Source organism: Mesorhizobium sp. WSM4849 (assembly GCF_055811385.1).
The window spans coordinates 46,626-66,984 of the sequence record NZ_JBVVPW010000030.1 but is presented as its reverse complement, the minus strand read 5'-3'; the positions used below and the strand labels follow the sequence as shown (position 1 = coordinate 66,984).

The window sequence follows — 20,359 nt, the reverse complement described above, 5'->3', positions numbered from 1 at the left end:
GGGGAGCTCTGCATCGGGCAGATCTTTACGATTTGCTAGGGTTAACAGCATCTTGCGCATTTAAGACAAAATCGAGACAAAGCGCCTCGCTAAGCCGCTCCTGACAGCCATCAGGAGAGATTGCCAATGCGCCAGCTAGACCGCCGTCCATTCGTTTTCGCCTTGGTTATCTACCTTCTGGCCTGGCTGTTGGGTTTTCCGATCCGCGCTCAATCCGCACCACTGAAGGACGTCGAATGCACGCTGATCCTGGATGCTGCGAGCGGCGAAACGCTGCATCGGCAAGGGATTTGTGACCAGCGCTTCAGTCCCGCCTCGACGTTCAAGGTCCCATTGGCCCTGATCGGCTATGACGCGGGAATCCTGGGCGACGCGCACACGCCGGCGTGGGACTACAAGCCCGAGTTCAAGGCGGTTAAGCGGGACCAGAAAACCGTCGATCCGACGATCTGGGAAAAGGACTCGGTGCTGTGGTTTTCGGGGGAAATCACCCGCCGCCTCGGCAGCGAACGGTTTGCCGGCTACGTCTCGAAATTCGACTACAGCAACACCGATGTTTGCGGCACTCCCGGCAAGAATGATGGCCTCACCCGGTCCTGAGTGAATTCTTCCCTTGAGATATCGCCGGTTGAACAGGTCGATTTCTTGCGCCGCTTGCTCGCCCGCAAACTGCCGGTTTCGGATAAGGCCTATGCGATGACCGAGGCGATCTTGCCGACCTTCCAGGCAGGTGGCTGGACCGTGCAGGGCAAGACCGGGACCACCAGGCTTGGCGACAGCGCCGACAAGCGCTGGCTTGGCTGGTTTGTCGGCTGGGCCAACAAGGATACGCGCAATATCGTCTTTGCCCGCCTGGTAATCGATACGAAACGTTCCGACACGCCCAAGGGTCCTCAGACGCGGGCGATATTCCTGAAAGACCTGCCGAATCTCATCAACAAGACCAAGTGATCGGCCATTCGCCTTTACGGCACGGGAATCTGCCCATAAAAGACTGCCGCCGGACGCATCCGGCTTTTGACTTTATGCATGTCGTAGCCCCAAAACCGCTGCACACTCTTGGGCGACGTGCAATTCACCACCCGCGCTCGTTTGCGGGACTGGATAGGAGAATTTTATGCTGAATTCCGTTTCCCTGACATTTCCCGATGGCTCCGTCCGCGACTACGACGCGGCGATGACCGGCGCCGGCCTGGCAGAATCGATCTCTAAGTCGCTGGCCAAGAAGGCGGTCGCCTACTCGATCGATGGCGTGGTGCGCGATCTTTCCGATCCGCTCGGCAAGTCCGGCAAGGTCGAGATCATCACCCGCGAAGACCCGCGCGCGCTGGAGCTCATCCGCCACGACGCAGCACACGTGCTGGCCGAAGCCGTGCAGGAATTGTGGCCGGGTACACAGGTGACCATCGGCCCGGTGATCGAGAACGGGTTCTACTATGATTTTGCCCGCAACGAGCCGTTCACGCCCGACGATTTCCCGGTGATCGAGAAAAAGATGCGCGAGATCATCGCGCGCAACAAGCCGTTCACCAAAGAGGTGTGGTCGCGCGAGAAGGCGAAAAAAATCTTTGCCGAGAAGGGCGAGCGCTACAAGCTGGAACTGATCGAAGCCATCCCCAAAAATCAGGACCTCAAGATCTACGCGCAGGGCGATTGGTTCGACCTCTGCCGCGGCCCGCATATGGTCTCGACCGGGCAGATCGGAAGCGCCTTCAAGCTGATGAAGGTGGCCGGCGCCTATTGGCGCGGCGACAGCAACAACCCGATGCTGACCCGCATCTACGGCACGGCCTGGGCTGACCAGGCGCAGCTCGATGCCTACCAGATGATGCTGGAGGAAGCCGAAAAGCGCGATCACCGGAAGCTCGGCCGCGAGATGGACCTGTTCCATTTCCAAGAGGAGGGGCCGGGCGTCGTCTTTTGGCATGCCAAGGGCTGGAGAATGTTCCAGAACCTGGTCAACTACATGCGCCGCCGCCTCGACGAGCAGGGTTATCAGGAAGTCAACGCGCCGCAAGTGCTCGACAAGAGCCTGTGGGAGACGTCAGGCCACTGGGGCTGGTACCGGGACAATATGTTCAAGGTGACGGTTGCCGGCGACGACACCGACGACGACCGGATGTTTGCGCTGAAGCCGATGAACTGCCCCGGCCACGTCCAGATCTTCAAGCACGGGCTGAAGTCCTACCGCGATCTGCCGGTAAAACTTGCGGAATTCGGCAATGTGCATCGCTATGAGCCGTCCGGCGCGCTGCATGGGTTGATGCGCGTGCGCGGCTTTACCCAGGACGATGCTCACATCTTCTGCACCGAGGAACAGCTCGCCGACGAGTGCATCAAGATCAACGACCTGATCCTGTCGACCTATGCCGACTTCGGCTTCGACGAAATCACCGTCAAGCTGGCGACCCGCCCCGAAAAACGGGTCGGCACCGACGCGATGTGGGATCATGCCGAGGGCGTGCTGCAGGACGTGCTCGACAAGATCGCGGCGCGGTCGGGCAACCGGATCAAGACGGGCGTCAATCCGGGCGAGGGCACGTTCTACGGGCCGAAGTTCGAATATGTGCTGAAGGACGCCATCGGCCGCGACTGGCAATGCGGCACCACGCAGGTCGACTTCAACCTGCCGGAACGGTTCGGCGCCTTCTACATCGGTTCCGATTCGGAAAAGAAGCAGCCGGTGATGGTGCATCGCGCCATCTGCGGGTCGATGGAGCGCTTCCTCGGTATCCTGATCGAGAATTATTCCGGCCATTTCCCGCTGTGGTTCGCACCGCTGCAAGTGGTGGTTGCAACGATCACTTCCGATGCCGACGATTACTCGCAAAAGGTCGTCGCGCAACTGAAGGCAGCCGGACTGTTGGCGGAGACCGATCTTCGCAACGAGAAGATCAACTACAAGGTCCGCGAGCACTCGCTGGCCAAGGTTCCGGTCATCCTCGTCTGCGGCAAGCGCGAGGCGGAGGAAGAGACGGTCAACATCCGCCGGCTCGGCTCGCGCGACCAGGAGTCGCTTGGTCTTGGCAAGGCGGTGGCAATGCTGGCCGAAGAGGCGGTAACGCCCGACCGCAGGCGCAAACGAGCGGCCTGAGTTCAGCCGGATTTGTCGACGGAATGGCGGTGGAGCGATCCACCGCCATTTTCACATGCCGCTATTTCACATGCCTGCCATTTCACATGCTTGTCACGCCAGCCTTGTAACGAGCCCTCATGCTCAAGCTGAAGTTGCGCGAAAGACCGTTTCCCGAGCTTTCCTATGCCAGCCCGCATCAGCCGGCATTGACGCGCTGGTTCATCCACTCCATCGAAGGCCTGTCCGGTCGCGACCGCTTCGCGGCCCTCTATGACTTTTGGCGGCGCCATGTGGTGCCGACCGGCGAGCGCGTGTTCAGCCGCATGCTGGAGCTGATCGATGTCGAGGTGCGGACCACCGGCCAATGGCCGCCGGGAAAATTGCCTGACACGCCGCTGGTGATCGTCGCCAACCATCCGTTTGGGATCGGCGACGGCATTGCGGTGCTCTCGCTGGCCGAGCAGCTTCAGCGCCCGTTCCGTGTGATGATCCACAAGGATCTGCTCAAGATCCGCGAGATGGAGCCCTATTCGGTGCCGATCGACTTTTCCGAGACCAAGGACGCGCTCAGGAACAACATGGCGGTGCGCCATGAGGCGGTGCGGCTGCTGAAAGAGGGCGTCATCATCGTCATCTTCCCCGCGGGCGGCGTCGCCACCGCGCCGAAAGGTTTTGGCCGGGCGCGTGATCTGCCGTGGAAGATGTTTCCGGCCCGTCTCGTCCAGGATGCCAAGGCATCGGTTGTCCCAATGCACTTTTCCGGCCAGAACGGCCGGCTGTTCCACCTGGTCAGCGGACCGATGAACATGGCCGAGCGCGACGGGCGTGTGGCGAAGTTAGTCGGTAGGGCTTCGCTGACGCTGCGCATTTCCCTACTCATCCACGAATTCGCGCGGCTGTCGGGCAAATCGATCGACGTGCGCATCGGCGACGTGTTGGGATGGGACGAACTGGAGCCGCTGCGCGACCGCAAGGCTTTGCTCGACCGCCTCCATCGTGGCGTTTTCGATCTGGCGCCGGCCGAGGCGCGCGGCCGCGGCCAATTCCTGCCGCGACGCATACGCAAGGCGGCCTGATCGACAAATCATAGGCTGCTGGACCCGAATCTACAGGGCAGTGTCCGGACGGTTAGTCCGCGCCTTCCTCAGGATCCATCGCCGAAGCCTCCGTGGCCAAAACCTCGATTTCCTTGTTCTGCCCGGCCACGACGGTAAAATCCTTCTGGTAGATCCGGTCGCGGTTCTTGGCGATGATGGTGTAGTCGCCCTCGGCAAGCACCATCGAAGCAAAGGCGCCGACGGTTTCCTTGATGGGATCACCGGATTCGTTGAGCAACGACCAGGAGGTGTCGGCAATTGCCTCTCCACCCGACTCGCGTACCAGCTTCATGGTCATCTCCGCCGCACGATGCTCGACGGCCGCTTCGGTCAGCTTGCCGGCCTCGACGCGGATGTCGGAGCGGATGACCGCATTCACCGAGCCATAGGTCGAGACGACGTGGTAGACGCCCGCGTTCAGCCGCACGACGCTGTTCGGCTCGACATCGGGTATGATCAGGGCGCGATCGTGATTGGCCTCGGCTTGGCCTTCATAGATCGAAAAGCGCAGTTTCTTCGGCGGTATTCGCACCGCGCCCGATAGCACGGCGTCGAGCTTGAGTCCGCCGGCATCGAGCACGAGGCTTTCGCGCTTGGCGTCCTTGCCGACGGTGATGCGCTTGGTGGCGCCGGCCCGGCCGTAGGAGGCATGGACCAGATAGCTGCCGGGCTCGAGCTGGAACACCGCGCTGCCGCCATGGGCGGAAGCGACCATCGGCAGCTTGCCGTCGCCGGTGGGGTCAGGCTTGAAGACGCGCCAGACGATGCCGCGTGTGATGTCGGCGCCCTTGTCGGTCAATTGCGCCGACAGCGTGATCGCCCCGCTGCTCCCCGATGCCAGCGGTGCATCGCTTTTCGGAGGCGCATAGCTCGAAATTCCGGGAAGTTTCAGATCTCCGACGCCATCCGCATCCTGAGCGACGGCAAGCGAAACCGGCACCATCAACAGTGCGGCTGCGAGCCAGATCAGGAAAAGTCGCAATGTCCCCTCAAACATGCCTTGCGTTGAAGCCCAAGGCGGTGGCAATTTCAAGGCTTAAGAGTCCGATCAGCTTCTGCTAGAGGCTCTTTGTCGGCGCGCCGCGCCAATGCCCGAGCCGCCCGATGCCCGATGGTGCGCTTCAGCTTAAATTCCAAGGAGACTTGCGCCCATGGCGTCGCCGATCATCGATTTTCTGCTGACCCGAAATTCCGTGCCGATCCCGGAGTTGAAGGAACCAGCACCTAGCGACGCTGACATCGCGACGATGATTGCCGCCGCCTCGCGGGTGCCGGACCACGGCCGGCTCGAGCCCTGGCGCTTCATCCTCTATCGGGGCGAGGCACGCGTCGAGATCGGCAAGAAGCTGGCAGCCCTTGCCGCACAGCGCGAAGGGCCGCTGCCAGAAGGCCGCCACAACCAGGAACTGGCGCGCTTTTCGCGCGCGCCGCTGGTGATCGGCGTGGTGTCGAGCCCGAAGGAAAACCCAAAAATCCCACAATGGGAGATGTTCCTGTCCGGCGGCATGGCGGCGATGAACCTGATGATATCAGCCAATGCGCTGGGCTATGGCACCAACATGATCAGCAACTGGTATTCCGATGTGCCGGAGGGCAGGGCGATCCTGGGGCTGGCGCCGCATGAGCGGGTCGTCGGATTCGTCCATATCGGCTCCTATCAGGGGCCGGCGCCCGAGCGGCCGCGGCCTGATCCGGCAAAGCTCTATGCCGACTATGCGGGGCCGTGGGTGGGCTGAATGTTCTACGAGCCGTCTAAAGGTCACGGGCTGCCGCATGACCCGTCCAAGGCGATCGTGGCGCCACGGCCGATCGGCTGGATCTCGACGGTGAACAAGGCCGGCGAGGTCAACCTCGCCCCCTATTCCTTCTTCAATGCGTTTTCGACGCGGCCCTTCGTCGTGTGGTTTTCGTCCGAAGGCGAGAAGGACAGCGCGACCTTCGCCGAAGAAACAGGCGAGTTCGTCGCCAATCTCGTCAGCCGCGATCTTGCTGAAAAAATGGTCCGCACGGCGGTCGATGCGCCGCGCGGCGTCACCGAATTCGACTATGCCGATCTCACCATGGCGCCGTCGCGCCTTGTTGCGCCGCCCCGCGTGGCGGCAGCGCCCGCGGCGCTTGAATGCCGGGTGACAGAGATCCTGCGGCCAAAGGCGCTGGACGGGACGCTGACCGGCGCTGTCGTCGTTGCCGGCGAAGTCGTCGGCGTGCATATCGACGATGCATTTCTGAAAGACGGCATGTTCGATATCGTCAAGGCGGGCAATGTCGGCCGTCTCGGCTATATGGACTATGCCAGCGTCAGCGAGATATTTTCAATGAGCCGGCCTCGCTGGAGAAAAGATTAGGCTGGGAAAATTTTAGGCCGAAATCCCTGCCGCTCTGGCTCGCGCCAGAAGTCGCTCTGCCAGCTTGAGATGCGGCCGGTCGTACATCTTGCCATCGATGCCGACGACGCCGGGATTTCCAGCCGCCTCGAATGCCTCGACGATCACCAGGGAGTGTTTCACCGCCTCGGCCGACGGCGTGAAGGCGGCGTTGATGACCGGCACCTGCGCCGGATGGATCGCCATCTTGCCGGTGAAGCCGTCGCGCTCTGCCTCGGCGCATTCCGCCTCGAAGCCGGCCACGTCGCGAAAGTGCGGAAAAACCGTGTCGATCGCCGCGACTTCCGCGGCACCCGCGGCGAGGATGGTCATGGTGCGGGCGAAGCGGAACACATCGGTGTAGCGGCCATTCTCGTCGCGGGCCGTGCGCGCACCGATTGCTGCCGATAGATCTTCCGCACCCCAGGTCACGCCGACAAGCCGCGCACTTGCGTTGGCGTAGGTCGCAGCCGCCAGCACGCCGGCAGCTGTTTCGGTGATGATCGGCAGGATTTTTATCGCACCATCCGGCAGCCCGCTTTCGGCCTCGTGCACCCTGAGCTTGGCCGAGAGATGCTGGACATCCTGGCCGCTGTTCGACTTCGGCAGCATGATGCCGTGGGGTTTCACTGGCACGAGTGCCGCCAGGTCGTCATCGGTCAGGCCGGTCGAGAGATCGTTGATGCGGACATAGATTGCGGATCTGGTTTGATGCCTGTGTTCGGTGATGAACCGTGCGGCGATGTCGCGTGCCAAAGCCTTGTTTTGTGGCGCAACCGAATCCTCGAGATCGACGATGACCACGTCGGCGCCCGCGCCAAACGCCTTTTCCAGCTTCTTTTCGGAATCGCCGGGAACGAACAGCAGCGAGCGCATCGGTCAGGCCGCCTTCTTCATCATCATCGCCTGCCTCGTGCATTTGGCGACGAGCACGTCGTTCTGGTTGTAGGCGCGGTGCTCGAACTCGACGATGCCGCGGTCCGGCTTCGACCTGGAGTCGCGCACCGACACCACCGTCGTCTCGACGCGGATCGTGTCGCCGTGGAAGACCGGATGCGGAAACACCGTCTCCTTCATGCCGAGATTGGCGATGGTGGTGCCGACGGTGATGTCGTTCACCGAAATGCCGATCATCAGGCCCAGCGTGAACAGCGAATTGACCAGCGGCTTGCCCCATTCGCTTTTGGCGGCGAAGTCGAAATCGATGTGCAGCGGTTGCGGGTTCAGCGTCATTACCGAAAACAGCATGTTGTCGCTTTCAGTGACGGTTTTCCGCAGCGTGTGCCGGAAGACATGGCCGACGACGAACTCTTCCAGATAAAGCCCGGCCATGATCGATGTCCTCCGCTGCCGCATCGGCCCGAAATCGGAATCGATTTTTCGGAAAGCACGATGCGAAGATTCAAAGTGTTAGAGCGTACTTTCCGAAAGGGACCATGTCGCCCTAAGGAAAGGTTGATAGGCGCTGCATACCGCGCTCGCAAGCCAGTTAACAAACATGGTGAACCGTTCGTAAACCATTTCTGCCTACGGTCGTCACGGGGCGGGAACGGACTCGGGTTAGGGGCGCAGCGGACGGCATGGTTGTTTCGCATTTCCTGAAATGGATCTACACGGCGAGGGTTTCGGAGCGCGCCGCTGCGGCAGGCGCTCTGGCTCGCGCCTACATCAATGCCGATCTGCCTTTCGAGGATCGCTGCGCGGCGGAGGCAGCGCTGACGCTGCTGCTCGATGATGCCTCGTCGAAAGTGCGGCTGGCGATTGCAGAAGCGCTGTCGATGAGCCATCACGCGCCGCTGCAGATCATCAGCGCGCTGGCGTCAGATCAACCGGAAGTTGCAAGCCTGGTGCTGGCACGTTCGCCGATGCTCACCGACGCCGATCTGATCGACCGCGTTGCCGGTGGCCAAAAGGCGACGCAGAAACTGATCGCGGATCGTGCGCGTGTCTCCATGGCGGTCGCAGCGGCGATCGCCGAAATCGGCGAGCCGGAAGCCTGCGCCACGCTTCTCGCCAACAGCGGCGCCGACATCGCTTCGCTCAGCTTCCGCCGTATCGCCGAACGCCATGGCCATCTGCCTTCAGTGCGCGAAGCGCTGATTTCCGATGCGCGCCTGCCAGCCGATTGCCGGCATATGCTGCTGATAAAACTTGGTGAAACGCTTAAAGGCTCGCCGCTGGTGGTGGCGCTGATGGGCCGTGCCAGAACCGAGCGCGTCATGCGCGACGCCTGCGTCAAAGCTTCCATGACGCTGATCGAAGGCACGCGCCAGGAAGAACATGCGGCGCTCATCGAGCATCTGCGCCTGCGCGGCGACCTGACCACAAGCTTCATCATTCGCACCATCGCGCATGGCAAGGTCGACTTCTTCGGCTCGGCGCTGGTCGCGCTCAGCCAGCAGTCCGAGCAACGGGTGAGAGCGCTGCTGGCCGGCGGGCACGACGTGGCGCTGCAGGCGCTGTTCCGCAGCGCCGGCCTTGCTGCGGCCACGCACGCGATCATCCTGCGCGCGCTAAAGATCTGGCGCGAGGTCGCCAATGGCAAGCGCCTCGCCGGCGTCCAGGAAGTCAGTTGGCTAATGCTGAAGGAATTGGGCGGGCAGTCCGCCGAAGGCGATCTCGCCGGATTGGTCAAATCGATCCATCTCGATGCGCTGCGCGAAAACGCGCGTGGCCATGCGCTGGCAATCGCTGCGGCGTAGGTATGTCGATATTCAGGTGATGCCGGCCCGCAAACGATGGTTTCCTGCGCTTCCGGTGCTCACGTACAAGGGTCCAGACTCATAATTTAGCCATGGCAACCCAGAAAGCCGGCTGCCTCGGATGGCGAGGTGCCCCAACATAGGCTTAGGCTTGCTGGGAAAGCGTGGCGCCACAATAGCAGTGAAGCTAATCAATCACTTGGACGGCTTGATCGATGATCGTTGTGGGCACTGCGAGACCAAGCCTTCGTGCGGTCCGCAGGTTTACGACCAACTCATGCTGGGACAAAACCTCGACAGGCAAGTCGCCGGGGCTGCTTCCATTGAGAATCTTCTTTGCGCTCTGCGCCATCTGCTGGGTCGCGTTTCTCAGGCTTGTGCCGTAACAGAACAGGCCGCCCGCATCGATCTGCTCCCTGGGGAAGACAGTCGGCAGCCGATAGGAAATCGCAAGCTCGGCAATTCTGGTGCGGTGCGCCGAAATGACGGGTTCTTCCAGAACGATGAGGGCTCCGGCCCGCCCGTGCTCCATCGCCGTGAACGCGCCCTCGATATCAGGCTGAGGACCGCTGACGCGAAGAACCTGCGGGGCAAGGCCAAGCTCCCGTGCCGCTTTGGAATTCGAAGCTGAAAGGCAATCGGACACGCCCTGGTCGCTGATGATCGCGACCCGATCCAGAGTTGGCGCAACAGCCTTCAGCAACTCGACATGGGACCGAGCTTGGTTCGGATCGAAGCTCGTCACGCCTGTCATATTGCCGCCTGGCTTCTCCATGGACGCGGCAAGGCTATCGGTCACCGGATCGACAACAACAGAATAAATGATCGGTAGCTGCGTTGTTGCCTTCTGAACCGCGCGAGCGGTCACTGCGCCGATGACAGCGACAAGGTCGACCTTCAGTCGAAGCAGTTCAGCGGCGAATGCAGGAATCCGGCTCAAATCACCATCGGCCGATCGTTGTTCAAAGCGTATGCTGTGACCCTCGACAAACCCCAGTTCTTTGAGCCCCGCTTTGAACCCCTCGATCGGCCGCCCAGGTCCCGCGGTGATGATGCCGATTGTGGCCATGCCAACTGTGGGCAACTCCCTCTCCGCCGCTGGAATCCTCTCACTGGTTGAAATCTAACAGAGCGGAGGACAAACTCATAACCAGTAGTTGACGGTCGCGGCGATGCAGATGGCAGCGAGAAAGTTGACGGCAAGACGGCCGTATCGGGTTGCGATGCGGAAGTCCTTGAGGCGGCAGAACATGCGCTCGATGGCGTTGCGGTCGCGGTAGAGCACGGGCGAGAAGCAGTTGTTCCAACGCCTGTTGGCCTTGGGCGGGATGTTCGGCATCGTGCCTTCGCCTCGACCTGGCGGCGAATGGCGTTGCTGTCGTAACCCTTGTCGCCATGAGGATTCGGGCGGCCGGCATCTGCTTCAGCAAAGCTGATCCTGCCGTGCAATCAGCGACCTGGCCGCCGGTCAGCTGGAAGGCGATGGGCCGGCATTCACGATCGGTCAGCGCGTGGATTTTGGTCGTGCGCCCGCCGCGCGAACGGCCGATCGCCTGATTGCGCTCCCCCCGTTCCGCCCGAGGCCGAGCGGTGCGCCTTCACGGCGGAGGAGCCGATGAGCACTTGGGCCGGCGGGCCGCCGGCGCTGGCGAGAGCGTGAAAGAGGTCAGCCCAGACGCCCTTGGCCGCCCAGCGGACATAGTGGTTGTGGACGGTCTTGCGCGGCCGATAGTCGGGGGGCGCATCGATCCAGCGCCCGCCGGACTTCAGAACGTGGACGATCCCGCTGATCACCCGGCAGTCATCGACGCGCGGCTTGCCACGCGTTTATGGGTCCGAACCCTAGAACGCTCAGATGTCCAGCACTTCCGTCTCGGCGAATTCCGCACGTTCCTGGATGAAGCGGAAGCGGGCTTCCGGCTTGGTGCCCATCAGCGCGTCGACCGTGTCCTTGGTCGCCGCCTCGGCGTCGATCACATCGACCCTGAGCAGCGTGCGCTTTCTCGGGTCCATGGTGGTTTCCTTGAGCTGGGCGGCCATCATTTCGCCCAACCCCTTGAAGCGGCCGATTTCGACCTTGCCGCGCCCGGTGAACTCGGTGCGCAGAAGTTCGTCCTTGTGCGCGTCGTCGCGGGCATAGGCGACCTTGCCGCCTTGCCGGATCGAGTAGAGCGGCGGCACCGCCAGATAGAGATGGCCGCCGCGGACCAGGCTCGGCATCTCCTGATAGAAGAAGGTGATCAGCAACGAAGCGATATGGGCGCCGTCGACGTCGGCGTCGGTCATGATGATGACCCGGTCGTAGCGCAGATCCTCATCGCGGTATTTTGACCGCGTGCCACAGCCAAGCGCCTGGATCAGGTCGGAAATCTGCTGGTTGCCGGCCAGCTTGTCGTTGCCGGCGCTGGCGACGTTGAGGATCTTGCCGCGCAGCGGCAGCACCGCCTGGCTGGCGCGGTCGCGCGCCTGTTTCGCCGAGCCGCCGGCCGAATCGCCCTCGACAATAAAGAGTTCTGCGCCGGCCGCGGCATTCTGCGTGCAGTCGGCGAGCTTGCCGGGCAGCCGCAGCTTGCGCACCGCGCTCTTGCGCGACACTTCCTTTTCCTGGCGGCGGCGCACCCGTTCGTCGGCACGTGCGATCACCCATTCGAGCAGCTTCGAGGCTTCCTGCGGATTGTCGGCCAGCCAGTGATCGAAGGGGTCGCGGATGGCAGTCTCGACGATCCTGATCGCCTCGATCGTCGCCAGCCTGTCCTTGGTCTGGCCGACGAATTCCGGCTCACGGATGAACACCGACAGCATGCCTGCCGCCGAGATCATGACGTCTTCCGACGTGACGATCGAAGCGCGCTTGTTGCCGACCAACTCGGCATAGGCGCGCAGGCCGCGGGTCAAAACGTTGCGGAAGCCCGCCTCGTGCGTGCCGCCTTCGCCGGTCGGAATGGTGTTGCAGTAGGAATTGAGGAACCCGTCGCCGCCGAACCAGGTCACCGCCCATTCGAGCGAGCCGTGGCCGCCTTGCCTGTCGCTTTTGCCGGCAAAGATTTCGCGGGTGACCTGGAATTCGTCGCCGAGCGAGGCTTTCAGATAGTCCTTGAGGCCACCGGGAAAATGGAACTCGGCCTTAGCCGGTGTCGTGTCCTTCTCCTTGATCAGCGACGGATCGCAGGTCCAGCGGATCTCGACGCCACCGAACAGATAGGCTTTCGAGCGGGTCATGCGGTAGAGCCGCGCCGGCTCGAATGCCGCACCCTTGCCAAAGATCTGCTCGTCGGGATGGAAGCGTATCCTGGTGCCGCGGCGGTTATGCACCTCGCCGAGCTGCTCCAGGCCGGTCACCGGAACGCCGCGCGAAAAGCGCTGGCGATAGAGCTGGCGGCCGCGCGCGACTTCGACCTCGAGATGGTCCGACAGCGCGTTGACGACGGAGACGCCGACCCCGTGCAGGCCGCCCGAGGTCTCGTAGACCTTGCTGTCGAACTTGCCGCCGGAATGCAGCGTCGTCATGATGACTTCGAGCGCCGGCTTCTTGAATTTCGGATGCGGATCGACCGGAATGCCGCGGCCATTATCGGTGACCGCCAGATATCCGTCGGCAGAAAGCTCGACATCGATGAAGGTTGCGTGGCCGGCGACCGCCTCGTCCATCGAATTGTCGATGACCTCGGCGAATAAATGGTGCATCGCCTTGTCGTCGGTGCCGCCGATATACATGCCGGGTCGCCGCCGCACCGGCTCCAGCCCTTCCAGAACCTCGATGTCGGCGGCGCTGTAGCTCTCGCTGCCGTCGCGGGATGCCGGGCGCTTCGCCGCCTGCACCAGCGGGTCGGCCGGGCGTGCGGTTGCGCGAACCGGTTGCGGCTGCTTGTCCAAACTGCCGAAAAGATCGTTACTGTCGTCCATGCTGGTCCTGGATTCCGATGCTGCGAATCACCACCCGATACTGCCACGCTTTTTGCGGGCAGGCGACGGAGGTTCCTGTTACGTTCGAGGATAGAGCCTCTTACTGCAAAACCATCCGACAACCAAGCGGCGGAAATGGGTCGAGGGCATCGACGCTTTGTAAACCTTGTCCGAAGGTTACGTCCGAAGGTTGGCCGAAAAACGGTATCCGTCCACTGCCGGTGGCCTAGAATGCGGCAGAACCCGTGAAAAGGCTGCTGCTAGCGCATGTTGGATTACAGTTCGCTCCTACTCGCGGCGGCGCTGTCGGGCACGTGCCTCAGCATCACCATGTTTGCGATCTGGTTCACCGCGCCGCAGGCACGCTATGTGCTGACGGTGGCGTGCGGCATTCTCGTGCTCGTCGCGCATGTGGTCTTGTTCTGGCATTATGCCAGGCATCCCAGCCCCTGGCTTTGCCAGATTGTGCTTGCGCTTCTCAGCCTGGGCTTCCTGACCCTCTGCCTGTCGGCCATGCAGTATCTCGGCGTGCGCGACTACAGGCGCGCCATCTTGCCGACCGTGGCTGCGATGGCGGTTTGCGCAGGCGCGACGTCGCTGGGCCTTGATGGCGTCGGCTTCATCGTCACCTACGCGACGGTAACGGCGCTGCTCTCGCTTATCGGGGTGATGTTCTGGATCAAAGGTGGCCACGATCGCCGGATATTGCTGGTCGTTTCCTTCCTGAGCTGCGTCTGTGCGCTGTCCTTCGTGCTTTGCGGCGCGGTCCTGCTGGTCGAGGGCCAATGGGAGCTCGGCGTTGCGCCCGACAATTGGGCCGAACGGTTGAATTCCGTCGTCGCGGTCGCCTGCATGACCGGGCTCGGCGCACTGACGCTCTCCCTGCACCACTTGCAGGCGCAGATCGAATTGAAGGCCGAGACCATGACCGACCCATTGACCGGGCTGATGAACCGGCGGGCGTTGACGGCATTCTACGGTGAGCGGGTTTTCGGCCCGTTCATGTCCGTTGCCATGTTCGACCTCGATCATTTCAAAAAAACGAACGACGTATTCGGTCATCCGGTCGGTGATCAGGTTCTGCGCCGCTTCGCCGCTGTCATCAGGAAATATGCCAGGACCGGAGTCGACGCCTTCCGGCTGGGTGGCGAGGAATTCGTCCTCGTCATGTCGCGGATGACTGAAGAGAAGGCTTACGACATTGCGAGCAAGATCAGCGTCGCCTTCGGCACGGAAATCGTGGCCACCCAGCTTGGTCCGTTGCGTAGCACCGTCAGTGGCGGCATCGGCTTTGGCGGGACGGATGGGACCAGTCTCGACCATGTGCTGGCCGAAGCCGACGCCGCACTTTATGCGGCAAAGCGCGCCGGGCGAAATCGCGTCGTCGCCCAGAAGACGAGCAAGGCCGACGCGCCGGCCTTGCGTTCTGCCTGATTGAGGCTTCTATCTTCTTATTAGACCATGATCTTGTCCGAAAACCGGATTCCACTTTTCGGGATCATGGTCTACTCCGCCGCCCCCAGATATTCCGACAGCGGCGGGCAGGAGCAGACGAGGTTGCGGTCGCCGGCGACATTGTCGATGCGCGACACCGGCGGCCAGTATTTGGCTGATGTGTCGGCATCACCGGCGGGGTAGGCTGCCTCCAGGCGCGAATAGGGATGGGTCCACTGGCCGGCCAGCGCCTCGGCCGCTGTATGCGGCGCATTGACCAGCGGATTGTCGGCCAAGGGCCATTCGCCTTTCGCCACCTTGGCTGCCTCGCCCGATATCGCGATCATCGCTTCGCAGAATCGATCCACCTCGCTCTTGGGCTCGGACTCGGTCGGCTCGACCATCAAGGTGCCGGCCACCGGAAACGACATGGTCGGCGCATGGAAACCATAATCGATCAGCCGCTTGGCGATGTCGTCGACGCTGATGCCGGCACTGTCCTTGAGCACGCGGGTGTCGAGGATGCATTCATGGGCGACGCGTCCGTGGCGGCCCTTGTAGAGCACCGGGAAATGCGCTTCGAGCCGCGTCGCCACGTAGTTGGCGGAAATGATCGCCGTCTCGGTCGCATGCTTCAGGCCGGAAGCGCCCATCATGCGGATATACATCCAGGTGATCGGCAGGATCGAAGCGCTGCCGAACGGTGCGGCCGACACGGCATGACCCGAGCCTTCGGTGACGTGGCCGGGCAGATACGGTTTTAGATGCGCCTTGACGCCGATCGGGCCGACGCCAGGACCGCCGCCGCCATGTGGGATGCAGAACGTCTTGTGCAGGTTCATGTGGCAGACATCGGCGCCGATGTCGCCGGGGCGGGCGAGACCGACCAGCGCGTTGAGGTTGGCGCCGTCGAAATAGACCTGGCCGCCATGGCTGTGGATGAGGGCGCAGATGTCGCGCGCGCCTTCCTCGAAAACGCCGTGCGTCGAGGGATAGGTGAACATCAGCGCTGCGAGGTCTTGCGCATGCTCGTCCGCCTTGGCTTTCAGGTCATCGACGTCGATGTTGCCGTCTTCGGTGCAGCGCACGACGACGACGTTCATGCCGGCCATCGCCGCACTCGCCGGATTGGTGCCATGCGCGGATGACGGAATCAGGCAGACCGTGCGATGGCCTTCGCCGCGTGAGCGGTGATAGGCGCGAATGGCGAGCAGCCCGGCATACTCGCCCTGGCTGCCGGCATTGGGCTGCAGGGTCACCGCGTCGAAACCGGTGATCTCCGCCAGCCAGCCTTCCAGCTCGTCGATCATCGCGCCGTAGCCGGCCGAATGGCTTGTCGGGGCGAAGGGGTGCAGGTTGGCGATATCAGGCCAGCTTACCGGCATCATCTCGGCGGCGGCGTTGAGCTTCATGGTGCAGGAGCCGAGCGGGATCATGGCGCGGTCGAGCGCCAGGTCCTTGTCGGCCAGTCGGCGCAGGAACCGCATCATGTCGGTTTCCGAACGGTTGTCGTGGAAGACAGGCTGCGTGAGAAACTCCTTGCCGCGCGGCTGTCCGGGCATGGTGCTGCCGGCAGCGGCGCCTGCCTTGGCGCCGAACAGCGCCGCGATCTCGTCCAGATCGGCAACGGTCGAGGTCTCATCGAAGGTGATGCCGATATGGTCGGCGTCGATGACGCGCAGCAATCGGCCGGTCTCTTCAGCAGCGGCGGCGATTGCGCCGGCTCTGTCTTTCACTTCCACCGTCACCGTGTCGAAGCGGCTTGCGCCAAGCACCGAAACGCCTGCTGCTTTGAGACCGGCAGCCAGCCGGTTAGCCAATTCATGGGTTCGGCCGGCAATCGCCTGCAGCCCGGCGGGGCCGTGCCAGATCGCATAGGCCGTCGCCATGTTGGCGAGCAGCGCCTGCGCGGTGCAGATGTTGGATGTCGCCTTGTCGCGGCGGATATGCTGTTCGCGCGTCTGGAGCGCAAGGCGATAGCCGGGGCGGCCCTTGCTGTCGGTCGATTGACCGACAAGGCGGCCGGGCATCAGCCGCGTCAGCCTGTCGGATACGGCGCAATAGGCGGCGTGCGGCCCGCCAAAGCCCATTGGCACGCCGAACCGCTGCATCGGGCCGACGGCGATGTCGGCGCCAAGCCTTGCCGGCGCGTCGGTCAGCGTCAGCCCGAGCGGATCGGCAATGAAGACGACCAGCGCGCCGATGGCACGGGCCTTCTCGATTGCCGCCTTGTGGTCGCCATAGACCCCAAACGTGTCGGGCCAGGAGACCAGCAGAGCGGCGGTATTGTCGTCGATGGTTTCGCCGTCGACCTCGATGCCGAGCGGTTCGGCGCGGGTGCGCACGACGTCGAGCGTCTGCGGATGCGGCGTGCCGGCCAGCGCCACTTTGGTCCGCTTGTCGCGATGATGGCGTAACGCAATGCCGACCGCCTCGGCCACCGCCGTCGCTTCATCGAGCAGCGAGGCAGACGCCACCGGCAGCCCGGTCAGCTCAGTGACCAGCGTCTGGAAATTGAACAGCATTTCGAGCCGGCCTTGGCTGATCTCGGCCTGGTAGGGCGTGTAAGCCGTATACCAGGCCGGATTCTCGAACAGGTTGCGCTGGATGACCGGCGGCACGTGAACGCCGTGGTAGCCGGCGCCGATGAAGCTCTTCAGAACTGTATTTTTCGCCATTGTCGCTGAAAGCTCGGCCAGCGCCTCCGCTTCGCTCGCCGGGGCCGGCAAGGCCAGCGGCCGGTCGAGCCGGATCGATTTCGGCACAGCCTGGCTGATCAGCGTCTCGACCGAGGGAACACCGATCGTCGCCAGCATGGCTCTGACGTCATTGAGGCCGGGGCCGATATGGCGGGCCGAGAAGGAGTAGGGTGCTGCAGTCATCTTTCCTGGTCCTTCTATCAACCAATATGGGCTTTGTAGGCGGCCTCATCCAGGAGACCTTCGAGTTGGCTTTCATCGGCCAGCTTCATCTTCCACAGCCAGCCGTCGCTGGTTGCCGCCGAATTGACCAAAGACGGGTCCGACGAGAGCGAGGTGTTGGCCTCGGTGACCTCGCCGTCGACCGGTGCATAGACGTCCGATGCCGCCTTGACGGATTCGACCACCACGGCCGTATCGCCCTTGACCAGCTTTTTCCCAAGCTCCGGCAATTCGACGAAGACGAGATCGCCGAGCTGCTCCTGTGCGTAGTCGGTGATGCCGACGGTGGCGATACCGCCTTCGACGCGGAGCCATTCGTGATCTTCGGTGAAATAGGTCTTTGCCATGAAATTTATCCTTTGCGGTAGCGATGCGGCGTGAAGGGCAGGGGATTGATATCGACCGGGATTTTCGTCCCGCGAACGTCGGCGAAGAGTTTTGTGCCAGGTTTGGCCAGCGCTGTCAGGACGTAGCCCATGGCGACCGGATGGGTGGCCGAGGGGCCGAAGCCGCCGGAGGTGACGTGGCCGGCGGGATCGCCGTCGGCGTCGAAAAGGGCAGCGCCGGTGCGCACCGGCTGGCGGCCTTCCGGCTTCAGGCCGACGCGTTTCTGCGCCGGGCCGCGCTCCAGGATTGCGCGCAATGCGTCGGCGCCGATGAAAGCGCCAGAGGCGCGAACCTCCTTTGGGATCGCCCACATCAGCCCGGCGCTGGCCGGGTCGATCTCAGGCGTGATGTCCAGTCCGTGCAGGCACAGCCCTGCTTCGAGCCGCAGGCTGTCGCGGGCGGCCAGCCCAACCCACATCACGCGCTCGTCCTCGAGCAGTTTGGCGACGAGATTTCGCGCGTCCGCTTCCGGCAGGCCGATCTCGAAACCGTCTTCACCGGTATAGCCCGACCGGCTCATGAACCAGTTCTCGCGGGGCTCAAAGCCGTGCATGAACAGCAGCGATCCGGTTTCGATGCCGCCGCGGGATAGGGCGGCCCAGGCTTCAGGCCCCTGGATCGCCAGGAAGACGCGGTCGAGTGCGTCCACCTTTGCGTCAAAATCCATGGCAAGGGCGCGCAGGTGCTTTTCGTCGGCTTCGGCATTGCCGGCATTGGCGACGACCATGAAGCGTGCCTGGCCGAGCCGGGTGACGATCAGATCGTCGAGGATGCCGGCGGCTTCATTGAGAAGGAACGTGTATTTGGACTGGGAAATCTCAAGCGCGCCGGCGTCTAACGGGCAGGCTCGGTTCAGAAGTGCGACGGTGCCCGAGCCACTGATCTCGAACAGCTTCATGTGCGAGATGTCGAACAGCCCTGCATGTTCGCGGGCATGAAGGTGCTCCTTCATCACGCCGGCCGGATAGGTCAGCGGCATCGACCAGCCGGCGAACGCGCCAAAGCGCGCACCGGCGGCCACGTGCAGGTCTTCGAGGGGAAGGTGTTTGGTGTCGTCGCCCGTCATGTCATCTCCAGAGTCGCACGCAATCGGCCGCGAATGGCGACCAGTCCGTGCCCCTCTGTCTGAAGCCTGAGAGACTCGCGCCCCGTAACTCTGTCGGCAGCGCTTACACCTTCGGCGCGGGGGCAAGCCCCGACTTTCCAGAGTGTCTTTCCCGTCTACGGTTCTTTTGCCTGAGAGATTTCGGGCGATTTCCCCTTCGGCGGCAGCTCTCGCTGCTCTCTCCCGCAAACAGGTAGGACTCAATTTGAGCCCTCGACTCTTCATCCATAGCCTGTGGGCGACACCTTGTCACCTGCCAGCGACACCTTACCGACAAGTCTTCGCTAACCACGCGGTTTGCCGGTTTCTCAAGACACTGCCGATATATCGGGTCCAAACGACGTTTGGACGGGGAACGAAAATGGGCGGATTGATCATGACCTCGAAGGACCGCATCACGGCCGAGGATGTCGTCATGTTGCGTCGCGAAGTGTTCGGCGATGGTGTGATGACGCGCGGCGAGGCCGAGGCGCTGTTTGCGCTCGACGCAACGGCCAAGCACAAATGCGCGGAATGGCCGGACTTTTTCATCGAAGCCGTCACCGAGTTCATCGTTCATCAGGAAAAGCCGGCGGGCTATATCTCGCAGGACAATGCCGACTGGCTGGTCCGAGCGATTTCGCGCGACGGCATGGTCGACAGCTGGACCGAACTCGAATTGCTGGTGCATGTGCTGGAAAGGGCGAAATCCTCGCCGAACGGGCTTTGCGCCTATGCGCTGGAGCAGGTCGCCCATGCCGTCATCGACGGCAAGGGGCCGCTGATGCACGGCGGCAAGCTGGTTCCTGGCCTGATCGCCAAAGCCGAGGTCGAGCTTCTGCGCCGCATTCTCTACGCCCATGGCGGCGACGGCAACATTGCGATCACCCGCGCCGAGGCCGAGATGCTGTTCAAGATCAACGAGCGGACCGCGGCGGTCCACAATGACCCATCCTGGAACGATCTCTTCGTCAAGGCGATCGCCAATTTCGTCATGTGCTCGGCCGGCTACGAAGCGCCGGTACGCGACGTGGCGCTGCGCCGGGATTCTTTCCTGGATCAGGCCGATCCGGAGATCGGCGGCTTCTTCGGCCGCATGGTATCGGGCGGTCTCGCCGGCATCATGGAAGCCTATAGCGCGCCGGGCGATATCGAATCCGAATGGGAATCGAAGAACAAGGCAGCCGAGGCGCTGGCCCGCCGCGCCGAAACCATCGACGCCAGCGAGGCGAAGTGGCTGGCCGAGCGCATCGGCAGCGACCGGCCGCTGCATGAGAACGAGCGCGCGCTGCTGACACTGATCAAGCATGCCTCGCCGGAAATCCATCCGGTGCTCAAGCCGCTGATCGACAAGGTCGCTTGAGCAAAAAGCGCTAAAGCACTGATCGGAAA

The 20,359-nt window shown here is 62.7% G+C and carries 15 protein-coding genes, 2 pseudogenes and 1 riboswitch; of the genes and pseudogenes, 8 read left to right on the top strand and 9 right to left on the bottom strand.

Annotated features, from left to right (window positions below):
• The first annotated feature begins 126 nt into the window (after window positions 1-126).
• From blaOXA to AC0L3L_RS27720, 3 genes and pseudogenes are all read left to right on the top strand, one after another.
• Window positions 127-951: pseudogene (gene blaOXA / locus AC0L3L_RS27730) on the top strand (class D beta-lactamase).
• 166 nt (window positions 952-1,117) lie between these two features.
• Window positions 1,118-3,094, top strand: coding sequence for a threonine--tRNA ligase (thrS, locus tag AC0L3L_RS27725; RefSeq protein ID WP_473640140.1), 1,977 nt, complete (start codon window positions 1,118-1,120; stop codon window positions 3,092-3,094).
• Between the two features lie 119 nt (window positions 3,095-3,213).
• Window positions 3,214-4,152: a lysophospholipid acyltransferase family protein gene (locus AC0L3L_RS27720; RefSeq protein WP_473529219.1), complete on the top strand. Its 939-nt coding sequence runs from the start codon at window positions 3,214-3,216 to the stop codon at window positions 4,150-4,152.
• Between the two features lie 52 nt (window positions 4,153-4,204).
• Here AC0L3L_RS27720 and AC0L3L_RS27715 read toward each other — a convergent pair whose 3' ends face one another.
• Window positions 4,205-5,170, bottom strand: a complete 966-nt coding sequence (locus tag AC0L3L_RS27715; protein ID WP_473640138.1) for a hypothetical protein — start codon at window positions 5,168-5,170, stop codon at window positions 4,205-4,207.
• A gap of 154 nt (window positions 5,171-5,324) precedes the next feature.
• Here AC0L3L_RS27715 and AC0L3L_RS27710 point away from each other — a divergent pair, with 154 nt between their 5' ends.
• Both AC0L3L_RS27710 and AC0L3L_RS27705 read left to right on the top strand, forming a co-directional pair.
• Complete coding sequence (locus AC0L3L_RS27710) at window positions 5,325-5,909, top strand: nitroreductase family protein (RefSeq protein ID WP_192357365.1); 585 nt, start codon at window positions 5,325-5,327, stop codon at window positions 5,907-5,909.
• Complete coding sequence (locus AC0L3L_RS27705; protein WP_473640136.1) at window positions 5,910-6,518, top strand: flavin reductase family protein; 609 nt, start codon at window positions 5,910-5,912, stop codon at window positions 6,516-6,518. It abuts the gene before it with no gap.
• Between the two features lie 12 nt (window positions 6,519-6,530).
• Here AC0L3L_RS27705 and AC0L3L_RS27700 read toward each other — a convergent pair whose 3' ends face one another.
• Window positions 6,531-7,412 (bottom strand): HpcH/HpaI aldolase/citrate lyase family protein, encoded by an 882-nt coding sequence (locus tag AC0L3L_RS27700; protein ID WP_473640134.1) that lies wholly within the window; start codon window positions 7,410-7,412, stop codon window positions 6,531-6,533.
• Between the two features lie 3 nt (window positions 7,413-7,415).
• Window positions 7,416-7,892 carry a MaoC family dehydratase gene (locus tag AC0L3L_RS27695; protein ID WP_473487241.1) on the bottom strand — a complete coding sequence of 159 codons (477 nt, stop codon included), beginning with the start codon at window positions 7,890-7,892 and terminating at the stop codon, window positions 7,416-7,418.
• A gap of 224 nt (window positions 7,893-8,116) precedes the next feature.
• Between AC0L3L_RS27695 and AC0L3L_RS27690 the strand changes: the two genes are divergently transcribed.
• Complete coding sequence (locus AC0L3L_RS27690) at window positions 8,117-9,238, top strand: DUF2336 domain-containing protein (protein ID WP_473640132.1); 1,122 nt, start codon at window positions 8,117-8,119, stop codon at window positions 9,236-9,238.
• Between the two features lie 187 nt (window positions 9,239-9,425).
• Here AC0L3L_RS27690 and AC0L3L_RS27685 read toward each other — a convergent pair whose 3' ends face one another.
• The 3 genes and pseudogenes from AC0L3L_RS27685 to parE all read right to left on the bottom strand — a co-directional run bounded on the left by AC0L3L_RS27685 (window position 9,426) and on the right by parE (window position 13,141).
• Window positions 9,426-10,307 carry an ABC transporter substrate-binding protein gene (locus tag AC0L3L_RS27685; RefSeq protein WP_473640130.1) on the bottom strand — a complete coding sequence of 294 codons (882 nt, stop codon included), beginning with the start codon at window positions 10,305-10,307 and terminating at the stop codon, window positions 9,426-9,428.
• 75 nt (window positions 10,308-10,382) lie between these two features.
• Window positions 10,383-11,065, bottom strand: a pseudogene (locus tag AC0L3L_RS27680) (IS5 family transposase); the annotation flags it as partial.
• Between the two features lie 24 nt (window positions 11,066-11,089).
• Window positions 11,090-13,141, bottom strand: a complete 2,052-nt coding sequence (gene parE, locus AC0L3L_RS27675) for a DNA topoisomerase IV subunit B (protein ID WP_473640128.1) — start codon at window positions 13,139-13,141, stop codon at window positions 11,090-11,092.
• A 267-nt stretch (window positions 13,142-13,408) separates the two neighbouring features.
• Between parE and AC0L3L_RS27670 the strand changes: the two genes are divergently transcribed.
• Window positions 13,409-14,575, top strand: coding sequence for a GGDEF domain-containing protein (locus AC0L3L_RS27670; protein WP_473487245.1), 1,167 nt, complete (start codon window positions 13,409-13,411; stop codon window positions 14,573-14,575).
• Window positions 14,576-14,646: 71 nt separating this feature from the next.
• Here the strand turns inward: AC0L3L_RS27670 and gcvP are convergent, their stop codons facing one another.
• The 3 genes from gcvP to gcvT are packed head-to-tail and all read right to left on the bottom strand — an operon-like array spanning window position 14,647 to window position 18,949.
• Window positions 14,647-17,457 (bottom strand): aminomethyl-transferring glycine dehydrogenase, encoded by a 2,811-nt coding sequence (gcvP, locus tag AC0L3L_RS27665; RefSeq protein ID WP_473640126.1) that lies wholly within the window; start codon window positions 17,455-17,457, stop codon window positions 14,647-14,649.
• Window positions 17,458-17,474: 17 nt separating this feature from the next.
• Window positions 17,475-17,843, bottom strand: a complete 369-nt coding sequence (gcvH, locus tag AC0L3L_RS27660) for a glycine cleavage system protein GcvH (protein ID WP_473547507.1) — start codon at window positions 17,841-17,843, stop codon at window positions 17,475-17,477.
• 5 nt (window positions 17,844-17,848) lie between these two features.
• Window positions 17,849-18,949 carry a glycine cleavage system aminomethyltransferase GcvT gene (gene gcvT / locus AC0L3L_RS27655; RefSeq protein ID WP_473640124.1) on the bottom strand — a complete coding sequence of 367 codons (1,101 nt, stop codon included), beginning with the start codon at window positions 18,947-18,949 and terminating at the stop codon, window positions 17,849-17,851.
• Window positions 18,950-19,097: 148 nt separating this feature from the next.
• Window positions 19,098-19,184, bottom strand: a riboswitch (glycine riboswitch).
• Window positions 19,185-19,349: 165 nt separating this feature from the next.
• Between gcvT and AC0L3L_RS27650 the strand changes: the two genes are divergently transcribed.
• On the top strand, window positions 19,350-20,330 hold the full coding sequence (locus AC0L3L_RS27650) for a hypothetical protein (RefSeq protein WP_473640122.1): 981 nt from the start codon (window positions 19,350-19,352) through the stop codon (window positions 20,328-20,330).
• Window positions 20,331-20,359: the final 29 nt, after the last annotated feature.

Bases quoted from the DNA above. Each gene is read 5' to 3' on its own strand.
- gcvT (WP_473640124.1), bottom strand. From the start codon at position 18,949: ATGACGGGCGACGACACCAAACACCTTCCCCTCGAAGACCTGCACGTG.
- AC0L3L_RS27650 (WP_473640122.1), top strand. From the start codon at position 19,350: ATGGGCGGATTGATCATGACCTCGAAGGACCGCATCACGGCCGAGGAT.
- gcvP (WP_473640126.1), bottom strand. From the start codon at position 17,457: ATGACTGCAGCACCCTACTCCTTCTCGGCCCGCCATATCGGCCCCGGC.
- parE (WP_473640128.1), bottom strand. From the start codon at position 13,141: ATGGACGACAGTAACGATCTTTTCGGCAGTTTGGACAAGCAGCCGCAA.
- AC0L3L_RS27685 (WP_473640130.1), bottom strand. From the start codon at position 10,307: ATGGCCACAATCGGCATCATCACCGCGGGACCTGGGCGGCCGATCGAG.
- AC0L3L_RS27715 (WP_473640138.1), bottom strand. From the start codon at position 5,170: ATGTTTGAGGGGACATTGCGACTTTTCCTGATCTGGCTCGCAGCCGCA.
- AC0L3L_RS27710 (WP_192357365.1), top strand. From the start codon at position 5,325: ATGGCGTCGCCGATCATCGATTTTCTGCTGACCCGAAATTCCGTGCCG.
- gcvH (WP_473547507.1), bottom strand. From the start codon at position 17,843: ATGGCAAAGACCTATTTCACCGAAGATCACGAATGGCTCCGCGTCGAA.
- AC0L3L_RS27670 (WP_473487245.1), top strand. From the start codon at position 13,409: ATGTTGGATTACAGTTCGCTCCTACTCGCGGCGGCGCTGTCGGGCACG.
- AC0L3L_RS27705 (WP_473640136.1), top strand. From the start codon at position 5,910: ATGTTCTACGAGCCGTCTAAAGGTCACGGGCTGCCGCATGACCCGTCC.
- AC0L3L_RS27695 (WP_473487241.1), bottom strand. From the start codon at position 7,892: ATGCGGCAGCGGAGGACATCGATCATGGCCGGGCTTTATCTGGAAGAG.
- AC0L3L_RS27720 (WP_473529219.1), top strand. From the start codon at position 3,214: ATGCTCAAGCTGAAGTTGCGCGAAAGACCGTTTCCCGAGCTTTCCTAT.
- AC0L3L_RS27690 (WP_473640132.1), top strand. From the start codon at position 8,117: ATGGTTGTTTCGCATTTCCTGAAATGGATCTACACGGCGAGGGTTTCG.
- thrS (WP_473640140.1), top strand. From the start codon at position 1,118: ATGCTGAATTCCGTTTCCCTGACATTTCCCGATGGCTCCGTCCGCGAC.
- AC0L3L_RS27700 (WP_473640134.1), bottom strand. From the start codon at position 7,412: ATGCGCTCGCTGCTGTTCGTTCCCGGCGATTCCGAAAAGAAGCTGGAA.